This is a genomic window from Clostridium thermobutyricum DSM 4928, from assembly GCF_002050515.1.
Lineage (GTDB): Bacteria > Bacillota > Clostridia > Clostridiales > Clostridiaceae > Clostridium > Clostridium thermobutyricum.
Genome location: NZ_LTAY01000056.1, coordinates 1 through 15,527 on the forward strand (window position 1 = coordinate 1; position 15,527 = coordinate 15,527).

General features: G+C 30.9%; 11 protein-coding genes and 5 pseudogenes. All 16 read right to left on the bottom strand.

Translation table 11 applies throughout. The features are described 5' to 3' along the window. Window positions 1–126 precede the first annotated feature (126 nt). A pseudogene (tnpA, locus tag CLTHE_RS10610) lies at window positions 127–393 on the bottom strand (IS200/IS605 family transposase); the annotation flags it as partial. A 340-nt stretch (window positions 394–733) separates the two neighbouring features. Beyond that, window positions 734–1,183, bottom strand: coding sequence for a YitT family protein (locus CLTHE_RS17040; protein ID WP_341456360.1), 450 nt, complete (start codon window positions 1,181–1,183; stop codon window positions 734–736). A 334-nt stretch (window positions 1,184–1,517) separates the two neighbouring features. Then, on the bottom strand, window positions 1,518–2,984 hold the full coding sequence (locus CLTHE_RS10620; RefSeq protein WP_080023382.1) for a glycoside hydrolase family 1 protein: 1,467 nt from the start codon (window positions 2,982–2,984) through the stop codon (window positions 1,518–1,520). A gap of 2 nt (window positions 2,985–2,986) precedes the next feature. Further along, window positions 2,987–4,423: a glycoside hydrolase family 1 protein gene (locus tag CLTHE_RS10625; protein WP_080023384.1), complete on the bottom strand. Its 1,437-nt coding sequence runs from the start codon at window positions 4,421–4,423 to the stop codon at window positions 2,987–2,989. 16 nt (window positions 4,424–4,439) lie between these two features. After that, window positions 4,440–5,630, bottom strand: a complete 1,191-nt coding sequence (locus CLTHE_RS10630) for a MupG family TIM beta-alpha barrel fold protein (RefSeq protein ID WP_341456359.1) — start codon at window positions 5,628–5,630, stop codon at window positions 4,440–4,442. A 65-nt stretch (window positions 5,631–5,695) separates the two neighbouring features. After that, window positions 5,696–7,009 carry a PTS sugar transporter subunit IIC gene (locus CLTHE_RS10635; protein ID WP_080023388.1) on the bottom strand — a complete coding sequence of 438 codons (1,314 nt, stop codon included), beginning with the start codon at window positions 7,007–7,009 and terminating at the stop codon, window positions 5,696–5,698. 16 nt (window positions 7,010–7,025) lie between these two features. Next, the gene (locus CLTHE_RS10640; protein ID WP_080023389.1) at window positions 7,026–7,322 is read right to left on the bottom strand and encodes a PTS sugar transporter subunit IIB; all 297 of its coding nucleotides are present in this window, start codon (window positions 7,320–7,322) and stop codon (window positions 7,026–7,028) included. A 12-nt stretch (window positions 7,323–7,334) separates the two neighbouring features. Next, window positions 7,335–7,646, bottom strand: a complete 312-nt coding sequence (locus CLTHE_RS10645) for a PTS lactose/cellobiose transporter subunit IIA (RefSeq protein ID WP_080023391.1) — start codon at window positions 7,644–7,646, stop codon at window positions 7,335–7,337. Window positions 7,647–8,067: 421 nt separating this feature from the next. Continuing rightward, window positions 8,068–8,538, bottom strand: coding sequence for an IS200/IS605 family transposase (gene tnpA / locus CLTHE_RS10650; RefSeq protein ID WP_080023393.1), 471 nt, complete (start codon window positions 8,536–8,538; stop codon window positions 8,068–8,070). A gap of 264 nt (window positions 8,539–8,802) precedes the next feature. Next, a pseudogene (locus CLTHE_RS10655) lies at window positions 8,803–9,379 on the bottom strand (phosphoribosylglycinamide synthetase C domain-containing protein); the annotation flags it as partial. A gap of 335 nt (window positions 9,380–9,714) precedes the next feature. Continuing rightward, window positions 9,715–12,342: a PRD domain-containing protein gene (locus tag CLTHE_RS10660; RefSeq protein WP_080023395.1), complete on the bottom strand. Its 2,628-nt coding sequence runs from the start codon at window positions 12,340–12,342 to the stop codon at window positions 9,715–9,717. 47 nt (window positions 12,343–12,389) lie between these two features. Next, window positions 12,390–13,270, bottom strand: a pseudogene (locus CLTHE_RS17230) (amidohydrolase). A gap of 48 nt (window positions 13,271–13,318) precedes the next feature. After that, entirely contained in the window at window positions 13,319–13,537 is a 219-nt protein-coding gene (locus CLTHE_RS10675; RefSeq protein ID WP_080023403.1) for a hypothetical protein, read from the bottom strand. Window positions 13,538–13,641: 104 nt separating this feature from the next. After that, window positions 13,642–15,062 (bottom strand): annotated as a pseudogene (locus CLTHE_RS16965) (IS3 family transposase). Window positions 15,063–15,192: 130 nt separating this feature from the next. Continuing rightward, a pseudogene (locus CLTHE_RS10690) lies at window positions 15,193–15,399 on the bottom strand (transposase); the annotation flags it as partial. A gap of 41 nt (window positions 15,400–15,440) precedes the next feature. Then, the coding region (locus CLTHE_RS10695; RefSeq protein WP_143324019.1) for an IS3 family transposase at window positions 15,441–15,527 on the bottom strand (87 nt) is incomplete at its 5' end.

Below are 15,527 nucleotides of genomic sequence, written 5' to 3' on the forward strand. Positions count from 1 at the left end.
ACTATTTCATCCTTTGAAAATCTTATTTTACTCATAACTAATCCACCTCATAAATTTATTGTACAAAAAAAGAACCTATATAGATAGACTCTTTTTTATAAGTGTCCATCTTATAGGTTCCAGTTTAAATATCATCAACGAACTTTTTCCCTTTAAATATCCCATAAATTGCGAAACGCTCAATTTTGGTGGTATACTAACAAGCCTATGTATATGATCCTTGCATGCATTTGCTTCTATTATTTCTACACCTTTTTGATCACATAACTTTCTCAATATTACTCCTATATCAGCTTTTATTTTTCCATATATTATTTGTCTTCTATACTTCGGTGCAAAGACTATATGATATTTACAATTCCATTTACTATGTGCTAAACTACTATTATCCATATTGGATACCTCCTTGTATTATAGTTCTGGTCGGCAAACCTACTATAATTTTACAACGGAGGTTTTTTTATTTCTACTCATCGCTAGAAGCTTTCCGGAACCACAGGTCGAACATGTGGTATTCTAAATACAAAAAAACTGACCTCCAATCGTTAGATTTTTGGTCTAACTTTTTTGGGTCAGTATATTGTTCCATTATAAAATAATTTTTTCACATTATTCACACACATTTCTTTTATCACAATCTTATTTCAAAATTTCCTAATACTTGATCTTGTTCTGTCACAACAACAAATGCATCTTGATCTTGTATCTTTAAATTTTCTTGTAATATTCTTACTTAATATTTTGACAGTACACTATAAAAAACATAGGTATCAACTTCTGTATACCCCCCTACCCCTTTCCAATAAGTTACTCCACGATTTAATTCATGTAATATTGTTTCACAAATAATCTTATTTTTTGTAAAAATCATAACGCTTGTATTTATATTTTGTAAATGTGTTTTATCAATTGACATGGAGTAAACCATAGAATACAAAATAGAATAAATAGCAACAGGTAATTCAAATAAAATAGCACATACACTATATATGATTGCGTTAATAATCAATGCAAAACGTCCTACACTAAAATCTTTACTCTTTTTAGTAAAATACACTTCTAATATATCTAAACCACCTCCAGAGCCACCAGCTCTTAACGTAATTCCAACACCTGCTCCTGCTAAAATTCCACCAGTAAGACATGAAACAGCATATTCTTCTATGATAAGCTTAGTATAAATTGGTAAGTAAGTAAAATAATAGTTTGTGTTATAATACTAAAAAAATGTTTTAAAGAATAATGATCTTCCAAACTGTACAAAAGCTAACATTACCAATGGAATATTTAACATAAAATTCAATATTCCCGCAATGTCAAAACCAATATTTATATCTAATAACGTACGGATAATTTAAGAAATCCCTACTGTTCCTCCATTATAAAGTCCCAAAGGAACAATAAACCAATTTAATCCTGCACAAAACAAAAAGGAGCCAATTAAAATAATTACATAGTTCTTTATCCTTGTATTTATAATAATAGAACAAAAAGCGAAAGATATCTTTCGCCTTTTTTTAATCCACATCCTCTCCATTGGATTCAATAACTTTTTTATACCAATAAAATGAATCTTTTTTATATCGTTTTAGAGTTCCTGATCCATCATTATTTCTATCAACATAAATGAATCCATAACGTTTTTTCATTTCTCCAGTAGATGCACTAACAAGATCTATACATCCCCAATATGTATATGCTAATAAATCTACTCCATCATGAATTGCATCTCTCATTGCTTTGACATGCTCTCTTGTATAAGCAATTCGATATGGATCATGAATACTTCCATCCGCTTCAAGCTGGTCTACAGCACCTAATCCATTTTCTACAACCATAAGTGGTAACTGATAACGGCCATATAATTCATTTAATAAGTATCGTAAACCTTTTCCATCAATGCTCCAGCCCCACTCACTGTACTGTAAGTATGGATTTTTTGCACCAGTTGTAAAGTTTCCTTTTGCTTTTTCTGCATTTTCATCTACTGTTGTACAACCTGTAGAGTAATATGAGAATGTGATCATATCAACTTTACCTTCTTGAATATCTATAAAATCTTGTTCTTTTGTTTCTAGTTTCACATCATATTCTTCCCAAAGTCTTTGAGCATAATATGGATATTTTCCACGAGCCATTGTATCACAACAATAATAGAAATCATCTTGTTGACGTTTTTGAGTTGCTAATACATCATCTGGATTACATGTTAATGGATAACTACACACTCCACCTAACATTGCTCCTACTTTCATATCTGGTGAGATTTCATGCGCAGCACGTACAACTCTAGCACTAGCAACAAATTGATGGTGTAACGTTTGAAGTGCTTCTTTCATTCTTGATTTCGGATAATTTTGGATATAGTTTCTCAATAAAATAGGACTATTGATTTCATTAAACGTTAACCAATATTTTACCAAACCCTTATATTCATTGAATAATACACGTCCATATTTTTCAAAAAGGTCAATCAACTCTCGATTTCCCCATCCACCAAGTTCTTCTTCCAAATAAACAGGCATATCATAGTGGAATATAGTTACCAATGGTTCAATATTGTATTTTTTCAATTCTTCAAATACACGTCTATAAAATGCTAAACCTTCTTTATTAGGTTCTTTTTCAATTCCTTTTGGAAAGATGCGGGCCCATGAAATTGACATACGGAAAATCTTAAATCCCATCTCTGCAAATAAAGCAATATCTTCTTTATAATGATGGTAAAAGTCAATTCCTTCATGACATGGATAATAATATTCATCTAAAACTGCGCGATGAGCTCCTTCAGGTAATTCTTGAAACATAATAGCCTTTCCTGGCTTACCATCTTTAGTAATATACGTGGTATATCTAGGATCTGATACCGTTCCAGCAGTACTAACATCAGAAACAGTCATTCCCTTACCGCCTACATTCCATGCTCCTTCGCATTGATTAGCAGCAGTTGCTCCCCCCCACATAAAATTTTTTGAAAATCCCATTGCTATTCACCTAAATCCTTTCCATTTGATGCAATAACTTTTTTATACCAATAAAAGCTGTCTTTTCTATAACGTTTCATTGGCGAATGCATCGCTTTCTCATCATCTTCATCTCTATCTACATAAATAAATCCATAGCGTTTTGAAATTCCTTCCCTAGTAGATACCAAATCGACAGCACTCCATGGACAATAACCAAATAATAAAGCACCTTCATCAATTCCTTTTCCCATTTCAGAAATCATACCTTTTAAATGTTCGATTCGATAACTATCATGAACACTTCCATCATCTTCTAACTTATCCGGACGTCCATATCCATTTTCAGTTATAATTAAAGGTAAATTATATCTATCACTCAATTTTCGCGCTGTCACACGAATGCAACTAGGATCAAATTTATGTCCATCCTCTCCTTTGGCAAAGAATGGATTAGATACTGCTTTTCCTACTCCTGGTTTCTCTGTTAACTTAACCAAATAACTCATATCTCGATTATCAGCACCAACCATACTATTCCAATCTATTTCATAATAGTCGCAATGTTCAATTGTTTCATTTGCATAACAATTAAAACCTATAAAATCCGGGTTGCAATTTTTCAAAGCCTCCATATCACCATCTTGAATATCTAATACGATATTATTTAATTCAAAATAATGATATATTGATTTTGGATACTTACCAAAAACTAATGGATCTACCCACATATTGTTACGAAGATCTTCCATATTCATAGCAGCAATGGTATCTTTAGGATCTGCACTTGCTGGATAGCAGGCACATAAATTAGGTGCTGGTCCAATTTTTGCATCTGGACACATTTCATGACATAGTGAAATAGCTTTTGCCATCGCTACCAACTGAATATGACCTGTATTGTATAAAGCATTTAAATCATTTGCTTTTCCTGTCAGCATATCTACTGCACCATAATAAATCATTACGTTATATTCGTTATTCGTTAACCAATAATGAACATCATCTTTAAAATTTTCAAAAATAACTCTACAATACTTTAAATATGCTTCTGCCGTTTTACGAGAATGCCAACCATTATATTTTTCTTCAAGAGCTGCTGGCAAATCAAAATGATAAATAGTAACCAATGGTTCTATTCCATATTTATGGCATTCTTTAAATACATCTTTATAAAATTTAATACCTTCAGGATTTACATCACTTTCACCATCAGGCAAAATTCTTGCCCAAGAAATTGACATTCTAAACATTTTAAATCCCATTTCTGCCATAAGTGCAATATCTTCTTTGTAATGATGATAAAAGTCAGAGGCATATTTGAAAGAACAGCACCCTGGATTTATGCGTTTCTTATCATAATCCCATGTTGTAAGGCCTTTTCCATCTACATCATAAGCACCTTCTATTTGTGCACTAGAAGAACTTGCACCCCACATAAAATTCTTTGGAAAACTCATATAAATACCCTCCAATCTACTTTTCTAAAAATTCAACTAAATCCCCATCATATACAAGTTCCATCATTTGATACTCATCTGAGTCAAGATGTCCAATTCTGTTTCTTGTTCCATCATTAACAATAGGAATTTTTACAATTTGAATTTCTCCAGCATAATGTTTGTAGTTATCGTTTACAATAACAACATCACCAACCTCAAACATTTCTTTATCATAATGTCGTGGTGTTAAAATCTCATTTGGTTGACTATATTTAAAACGAGATACTCTTGTACGCCAAATCCACTCTGAACTATCACCCATTTCCAAATGTGGGAAAAAGTCAAATAATACTTCCTTCTCTTTTTCTGTAATTTCTTCATCTAGTGTTACACGTAATTTTTTTACAGGCTTGTCTAAACTAATGATTCCATGATCAACCAACATTTTTAAAGTTGGATCCAATTCCTTACTCAACTTCTCATTTTCCTGCAATACTTCTTGCAACTTTTTAAACTCATCTTCACTTGCAAAAGCATTTCCAATTAAAATATCATCTACATCTCCTGTAGCTAATAACATTCTTGCTTGCAAATCAATTGGAAGCATACGCAACTTTTCAACTGTAGGAAGTCCACATATTGCATCCCACACACCATGTGTATTAGGTGCTGTTGAAGAAATAAAAGCACCTATACGAACATCTCTTGAACAAGCTTTCAATTCTTTATTTTTATTTACAAATTTATTCCACTTCATTGCTGTATATCTCTGTGGATAAAAATTATGACAAACCAAAAAGTCTTTTGGATCAATACCATTTTCTATTAAACCTTTAACAATTTGAGGAGAATTATTAAATTCTATTGTAATTCCATATGGATTTCTTACCAACTTTGCATCATTTTCTGGACCATAGCTTAAATCCATTCGTAAAAAATCTACATCAATGCTTTTAAATACACTTAAATCATCTGGTTTAGCTCCCATTTTTTCAAAACACATAGGATTAACATCTAAAGATACTTTTAACTTGTTTTTATGTGCTGCAACAATCAATTTCTTAAAATAATCTAAAACTTCTTCCTTTGTTCCTTCTACTGAAAACATACTTGAAAACACTTTAGACACACCATAACGACTTGCCAACTCAAAATAGCTTTCAATTTTTTCTAAAGGCATTAAATCTGGATATACAGAAATCCCTAATTCATGTTTCATATTCATTTCCTCCTTATTTTATTACGTAAGTTTCTCTTTTTCTTTTAATTGACAATATGATTCCTTCTTAATTACTCTCCAAGTTCAGCAGCTTCTGCCTCTTCTTTTGCAATACATTGCTTTTCGTAAATCTTAAAAAATGGAAGATACACTAGATATACTATTGGCAACATTAAAGCACAGAATATAACATTACGCCAATCCAAAGAAGCCATTAATTGTTGAATTCCAACAGGTAAAGTTGTCATAATCAATACTTGAGGCAATGCCATTAAATTGAATGAGTATCCGATGTACATAAAAAGCATAACAACTAAGGAATTCAAAACAAATGGAATCAATAGAACTGGGTTATACATAATCGGAAATCCAAAAATTGCAGGCTCATTAATATTGAAAAGACCTGGAACCAAAGATGCTTTCGCAACTGCACTTATCTGTTTAGATTTACTCTTTAATCCCATAATACATAACGGTAATGTATTTCCAGAACCACCAATAACAGTTAAACAACCATATAAGAATATTGGATTAAATACAAGAGGTTGTCCTGCAGCTGCAGCTTCTGCATTTGTTGCATATGCTGCAATATAAATTGGCATAATTGCTGTAAATACAACACTACCACCGTGAATACCAAAGAACCAGCTCAAGCAGAAAACCATAACAATTACAATCATTCCTAATGGTGATACAAGGTAAGATAAAGGTGTCGCAATGGTTGTAGTAATTAATGTACCTAATGTCATTGCTCCATTTGTAAAGTTAGAAATTGTAACAGCTAAACCATACCAAACTATAATATTTAATCCGGAAGGTATAATAGAGTTAAAACTATTTAAAATTCCTTCAGGAACTACATCTGGCATACGAATGATCCAGTTATGATCCACAGCATATTTTGTAATACGAACAGATAATAAACCAATTAAAATTGCACAAAAGATTCCGTTTGCACCTAAAGAACTAACATTTAAAGAACGAATGATAGCACCTGCTTCTGTTGTGGTTGACATAAGTGGTGAACAAACTAGGATAAAGCATACCATAGATGTAAATCCAGATTGGATTGTTGCTTTTACTCCTAAACGTTTTGCATAGTTATATGCTAATGTAAATGACATGAATAGTCCTAACAACCCCATTGTTAATTCATAAGGCATATACAATACATCATAAATTGGATGACCAGCTTTCCAGCCAAATACCAATCCACCAACAGCACAAATAATTTGTACAACAGCGCCAATCATTATAAGTCCCATTGTTCCTCCCATACCTTGACTAATTGTGCCAAAGGCAGGGCTTTTAGATAATTTCACGCTTACTTGTTGGATCTTTTTCATAAATGCGCTATTAGCAAATTGTTCTAATTTATTATTCATATTCTCTCCTCCTAAATTATTTTCCTGTAATCTTATGAGCTAATTTCATAACATTTTCTGCATTTCCTATAGCATAATCTAACGAAGGTATTCCTGCCACAGGGATAGTTAAAATTTCTTTTAATTCATCTAAACGATAAGAAACTTGAGGACCAATCAATACACAATCATAATCATTTTGATATCCTTCTACATTATTTACAGGAACAGCATCAATTTTTAATTCTTCCCCTATCCCCTCACAATATTTCTCCATTTTTTTCATTAAAATACTTGTTGATAATCCAGCTCCACATGCTAATAAAACTCTCATTTTTATTTCCTCCTATTTATTTTTTTGTTGTTTATACATTTGAATCATTTCATTAATTAATTCTTGTGCTAACATACTTGTCATTAAATGATCTTGTGAGTGAATCAATAGAACATTTATATCTGCCCTCTCTCCATTAGCCTCTGCAACCAAAAGGTCTGTTTGGGCTTTATGTGCTTGTGTAGATGCTTTTTCACTTTCCTCCATTAAGCAATCTGCTTTATCAAAATCGCCTTTTTTTGCAGTTTGTAGTGCTTGAAACGCTAAAGTTCTTGCATCTCCAGAATAAGCAATCAAAGTCATTGCAATTGTTTCTGTATTCATATGTTACCTCCTTGTATGTAATTTACACTTATATTATAGATTTTGTATTTTCTATCATCAAACGAGATTTTTGAACAAAATAAAATTTTCTATACATTAAATTCGTTTTTAACACACATATATGTTTTTTTATTTACTCCACCTTAAGTTTTACTATAATTTTTACAATAATATATATTTTCTCATCAATATTGTATATTTATTTTTAAATATTTTTTATACAGATAGTCGATAAATAATACACAATATTTTTATGAAAGATAAAAATATTGATAATCTGCATAAAAATACAATCAGGACCACCCGTCAAACAGGTGGTTTGCTCTCTACGCCTATAAGGCTCTGTTACTGGCTGTGCTACTCGTACGTTGAACGGTTTGCCAACCGCATATTTTCACTGGCTGCCCCTAAAGGGGCTTTATTACTTGCCTTTCCTTACCGGCGCACCCGTAAACGGGTCTATGTATTCTTTTAAACTCATCTGTTCATAAGCTAAATCTTCTTGAATTTGATTCTTTATATATTCTTCAATTACTTTTTTATTTCTTCCTACTGTATCAACATAGTATCCTTTACACCAAAACTGCCTATTTCCATATTTATATTTTAAATTTGCATGTCGGTCAAATATCATCAACGAACTTTTTCCCTTTAAATATCCCATAAATTGCGAAACGCTCAATTTTGGTGGTATACTAACAAGCCTATGTATATGATCCTTGCATACATTTGCTTCTATTATTTCTACACCTTTTTGATCACATAACTTTCTCAATATTACTCCTATATCAGCTTTTATTTTTCCATATATTATTTGTCTTCTATACTTCGGTGCAAAGACTATATGATATTTACAATTCCATTTACTATGTGCTAAACTACTATTATCCATATTGGATACCTCCTTGTATTATAGTTCTGGTCGGCAAACCTACTATAATTTTACAACGGAGGTTTTTTTATTTCTACTCATCGCTAGAAGCTTTCCGAAACCACAGGTCGAACCTGTGGTATTCTAAATACAAAAAGAAATCCTGCTTAGCTGGATTTCCTCCTTATCTCTGTTTCTCACATAGTACCTTCATATAGCTTAATCAAAGATTCAGATATTCAGACACCCTTATTCTCTCTTTTATCCTTATTATCTCTCTTATCCCTACTCTCTTCTTACATATCTATAAATTCCTATATCTTTCCTACAATAAGCTCCAATAAAGTCAACAAGCTCAACATTTCTATAAACCTCTTCCCTATCTTCCTCTAAAGTCTTACCTGTACCAATTACAGAAAGAACTCTTCTTCCACTAGTCTTAAGAACTCCATCCTCAAGCTTAGCACCTGCTAAAAATACATTATCTTTAATTGCTTTATCAATAAGTTATTTCATATGCCTTTTCAAACTTACCAGGATATCCTTTAGATTCAAGAACTACATTTATACAAACTTCATCCTTCCACTCTACTTGAATTTCATTTAATCTTTCATCCATAGCTACTTCAATAACTTCAAATAAATCACTTTCCATTAAATGAAGTACAAATTGAGTTTCAGGATCACCCATTCTAACATTATACTCTAATAGGTATACTCCATTTTTAGTTATCATAAGACCAAAGAAGATAATTCCCTTAAAATCAAATCCTTCTTCTTGAATACCCTTTAAAGTATTTGCCATAATATTATCTTAAAAATCCTTCATAACTTCACTAGTAACATATTGATTTTTTATTAGTTCAATTTCATTTTATAATTAATCACACTTTTTAATTCAAAACTTATTTAAGTTTTATAAATGATAATATTAACGTATATAAAAGTTCCAATATAGAAATGTAGGAATATATACACATTCTGATTAAAACAAAACCGTATCTATCTATACTAATTTTCTTATTATTTTGATATTTAAAATGTATTAATCTATACAGTATATATTGATTTTCTACATCAAGGACAAATTTAATTAAATCATAAAACATAAAAAGCAGCATATCCTGTTATGCTGCTCAATTTTCTTAACTCATAGTTTTTTCTTTTTATTTTCTGAAAGAACCAGTTTTCATACACTCAACATTGTCTTATAATTTGAATTATATTTGCCAATTCATCATCGTTAAATTCCACGCAAAATTCTTCTTCAATTAAATGTAAAATGTCTTTCAAATCATTGTATAGACGTTTATTTTTCAAAATAATGTGTTTGGTTTGTCCATTTTTTACAGATTTATTTTCATTTTGCAAACGATAAATAGAACAAGCAATATGCATAAATAAACCTACTTCTTGATCAGATGATAGCCCATGCACTATTTTCTTTATTCGGCGAATGACCTTTGGTAAAACTTCTTTTAATAATTTAAAATCGAATCCATATAACTGCTCTTGAAGATATGCATAAATAGCATCATAGTTCACTGACATAACGGATTCTGCTGTCTCTAAAGATAGTAAAATATCCAGTTTATCTGGGGAAGTATCAAACAATTTAGAAATAGGAATATATGGTATTCCGTATAACTCTGGATTATAAGCTCCAATGATACAAGCAATTTTTTGACTTTTTTGAATTTGATTTACTTTTTTCAACAGATATTCATGATCAGAAATAGCTAAAGGTATGATATCTGTATTCTCTAAATAAATATGTTGCTCAATATAATTTTTTATTTGTATTGCTGCTCCCTCTCCTGTCATGCATAAAGTAATAATAACTTGAGGTTTCTCTTGTTTCTGATAAGATTGTTGAATTTCTGGATACATTTGTTGATAAGAGTCCATAACTGATATATATATATCATCTAAGGAATTATAACAGCTCGCTTTACGAGAGCAATCCAAAGCAATTAGAGTAGCTGGAATACAAACAGTTTTAATATCAATTCCAGTTTCTAAGCTTATCATTTCTGCCATAGACCTTAAAGAACCCATATCATATAACATAAATACTCCTTTTCCTTGATGAATTTCTAAAATTGTTTGGCTTAATTCCTCATAAACCTTTTGCATATCCTTATCTAAATAAAGGTCAAAGGAATAAATATTTCCATCTCCAACCAATGTGTTTGCTACTTCAACAATACTAGATGCAGTACTACTTCCATGCATTGCTACCAAAACAACTGGTTTATTTTTTGATTTTTCACTAAAATTGTCCTGTGTTATAAACATTGTTAAAAATACCACTTCATAAATAGAAAATTGTACATTAAATTCTTTTTCTAGTGTAGTTTTAAATTTAGAGCAAAAAATGTATTCTTCATTAAATTCTTTTATTGTCATAACAATTTGTTCATTGGATAATTTTTGAGATTTTCCTTTTCTTTCTAATAACGCAGATAAATGTAAACAAATCGCATAAAAAAGTGAGTTTGGATAAATACGTTCAAATCGTATTGATGCCTCTTTAAGAAACGTATCAACCATCCCAATAATTTTAGAATCAACAATCTTAGAAATCAATTCTTTATCAATTTCTTTTTGTTCAATACTGGAATTAATTTGTTTAAAATTATAGTCTAAATCAGCTTGAATAATTCCCATGATATCTTCTTCATCTATTCCATGTTGTTTCAGTTCTTCTACTTTTCGATCAATCATATTATAAAAATTTCCATCGGATTGTTTTGTATTATTATCATGGCAAGCATTTGTTGCCTGGGCTGAAAAAATATACAAATAATTATCTGGTATTATTTGTTCAATCTTTGTACGATATTTACGATATGATAAAAAACCTTTTCGAACATAATTCGGAAAATCATGAATAAAAAGCTCCATTTGACTGTCTTCTTTGTCAAAACTTCTAGCATAACCATTTGCACAGCCTAACTGAATATCCTTTTTCAACTGTTTTACATTAGATTGACATGGATACAGCATTAGACAACGTAATACCTCCGCATTAATCTTAATATCCCTTTGAATACATTCTGCTTCTTTTTGAAAAAAAAGTTGAATCATATCAAATCTTTCCTCAAAACTCCTTTTGGATAGTGCTGGTAAATCCACAACAATTGAAAACTTTGAAGAATATAGACTCAAATAAGAAGGATTGATAGAGTCATCCACAGAGTAAACTAAAATCATATTACTTAAAGATATTTGTGCTATCTCAACATAATTTAAAAGGTCACTTTGAATATCATGAGATAATCGATTGATGTGATCAACAAATAGGATACCTCCTTGTGCTTTTTTCATCGCCCCATAATCTTTTGAAAAGAAAATTTCTCTAATTTTCTCATTAGATTCTTCAACTAAATATCGACAATTAATTTTAATAAATGGAGCCTCTTGTTTAATAATGTTAGTTTCTTTCGCAAATTCATAAATCAGCCTTGCTAATAAACTTTTTCCTGATCCATCTGATCCTGTAATTAAAATAGGCAATGAATTGCTTGGATATAGCAAAGCTGCTTTTGTTAACTGAACAACTTGCTTTAAACTTGAATTATAACCAATCATTGTATGAAAACATGATTCTTCATGTTCTTTTACTAATGAATAATAAACAGGTCTACCACTAGTTTTCTTAATGCGATGTTCCTTTACCAATTCATTTAATAGCTTGCTTAAATTTGAACGTTGCATCTGTAAAACATCTGAAAGTTCTTGAGTTGTAAAATGAACATCCTCTGATTGATGTAATGATTGATTTTGTATATATTCTAAAACTATATCCTTGCTTAATTTCAACGAATACTCTCTCCTTTTCTCTAAATTGCGAATACCTTTACATTATATCATTTTTTTAATATTGTTACACCATCTACGATTGTTTCAACCACTTGTATTTTTTCTAACTCACTTAACTCTACTTCTAAAGGGTCTTTTTCTAAAATTACAAAGTTTGCTTTTTCTCCTTTTTCAATGCTTCCTTTACTATTTTCTTCATGATATTAATAAGCTGCATATATTGTTACAGCTTTTAAAGCCTCCATAACACTAATACTTTGATCTTTTGACAATTCAACTCCATTTTTTGTAATTCGATTAACTGCACAGCTGATTGTCTTCATTACATCAGGAAATAATACAGGTGTATCTTGATGGGATGTATATGTAAGACCTGTACGAATAGCATCTTTTACAGAAGAAATACGAGCGGCTCTTTCTCCCCCTAAATTTGCCAAATGAATATCTCCACAATAATATGTATGCGCAACAAAAAACTTGGAATCATAGATATTCGTTTCATCTTTGTTAATTCCTCTTCTTTTACCAATTGAGCATGAATCATAACTGGACGATAAGAATCTATGTAACTATGATTTTCCTTAACTCTTGTAAATTGTTTTACATATTGTTCAGCTGCAGCATCGCCATTGCAATGTGCCAATAACTGTGCATAATCTTCTAAAGCATTGCTGATCAATTCATATATATCTTCATCTGAATGAACTGGATATCCCCTTTCTTTACTATGTTCATATGGTTCCTTCATCCATGCAGTTTTTCCTTTTGGAGATCTATCTAAAAAGATTTTATATCCGCCTAAACGAAAATGATTATTATATACATAATCTTTTGAATGATTTTGATATATATTACGATAATTTTCTAAATCAATATATCCAACAACATCAATTTTTAAAAGTTTTTCTTCAGCAAATAGTTTTAACAAAGAATATAAGGAATCGGTAAGAAAACCATCTTGAATAGTTGTAATACCCTACTTTTTATACAATTCTTGCGCTAAAATTATATTTTTTCTCATCATTTCTATATCCAAGGAAGATATAGATTTTTGAAAATTAATAAAAGCATTTTCTTCCATATATCCATTCAAAGTATTTGTCCCATAAAATCTACCATATATACCACCTTGCGGATCTTTTACATCATCATTTACATTTTCTTTACATAGTCCAAATGAATTTACAACACCCATATGATTTTAAGCATGTATTATAAGAATAGCGTGATTTTTGCTAATTGAGGTGCCCCAAAAAGTTAGACTCTTTGAGCATAGCAGCAAAAACTGCTATGCTATTTTTATGCAGCCATGAGGCTGAGACGATATTCTACCGGACTCATCCATCCTAATTTTTCTTTAATTCTTTGTTCATTGTAATACTTTATATACTTGTCTATAGCTTCCTTAAGCTCATCATAACTATAATAAACCATTCCGTGATACATTTCTTGCTTCATAATTCCAAAGAAGTTTTCCATTACTAAATTATCATAACAATTGCCTTTTCGAGACATACTTTGAAATATATTATTTTCTTTCAACATATCTACATCTGCATTCATCTGATATGCCCATACTTGGTCTGAATGAAAGGTTCTACGATATTTACAATCAGATGTTATTTCAATAGCTTTCGTCAATGCTCCTATAATATTCATTGCAGATGGTCGCTTAGATATTCCGTAACTTATTATTTCTATATTAAACATATCCATAAAAGGATCAAGGTATAATTTATTAATAACCTTGTTTCCTTTCTCATCAACTTCATAATATTTAAATTCAGATGTGTCTGTTGTGATTTTTGGGTGAGGAATTATCGTATCAAATCTTCTGTGAATTCTATTGGGTGCAACTTTACCAACTTTTCCTTTATATGAGTTATACTTACGGCTTTTTCTAGTGAACGATTTAACTTGAAGTTTAAGCTTTTGCATAATTCTTTGAACCTTCTTTTTATTAACAATGAGTCCTTCTTTTCTAAGTTTTCCATACGTACGGCGATAGCCAAAATCTTTATTATTTTCATGTATTTCAATAATCTTATCTTCAAGTTCTTTATCAGGATTTTTTCTATCAAATCTTTTTTGCCAATACATATATGTTGCTTTAGGAAAGCCAACTACTGTGAGAATGTCTTTTAGTTTGAATTCTCCTCAGAGACTGTAGACAATTCTCGCTATTTTTTCAGAAGAGTTTCCTCTTCCAAACGCAGTCTCCGAAATTCTTTTAAATAAGCATTCTCTATCTTTAACTTTAGTAACTCATCTTCAAGTTGTTTAACACGTTCGCCACTAGTATCAATAGCTGTTATATTAACTTCATTTTTATCAGTAGATTTTTGTGATGATTTCATCAATTTACTTCGCCCCTTCTTTTTCGGACGCAATGCATCAGGACCAGCAATTCTGAAGTCATTTACCCACCTACAAATAAGAACTGGATTATTAATTCCTTCTAAAAGAGCTAGGTTTTGATAAGACATATCCGTATTTAAGTATAACTCTACCATATAAAGCTTGTAGCTAAAAGAATAACTTTTATTTTTTTTAGATCTTATTAAACCTTCATCTCCAAATCTTCTAAAAGCTGAAACCCATTTTTTGATATTTGACGAATATTTTATTTGGTAATGATTAGCTAAACGTTCATAACTTCCTTTCCCATCTAAATATTCCTTTACAACTTTCTTTTTAAATTCAAAGCTATATTTTGCCATAATCAGGACCACCCGTCAAACAGGTGGTTTGCTCTCTACGCCTATAAGGCTCTGTTACTGGCTGTGCTACTCGCACGTTGAACGGTTTGCCAACCGCATATTTTCACTGGCTGCCCCTAAAGGGGCTTTATTACTTGCCTTTCCTTACCGGCACAACCGTAAACGGGTCTATGTATTCTTTTAAACTCATCTGTTCATAAGCTAAATCTTCTTGAATTTGATTCTTTATATATTCTTCAATTACTTTTTTATTTCTTCCTACTGTATCAACATAGTATCCTTTACACCAAAACTGCCTATTTCCATATTTATATTTTAAATTTGCATGTCGGTCAAATTAAAGTGGTCCCTATGTCAAGGACATTTTAAAAAAGAGAGTTAAGATGCTAAAAGCTGATTTCTGTATTGAACAGGAGTCAGCTTTTTTAAATTCCATTGACAACGCTCATTGTTATAATAATCAAT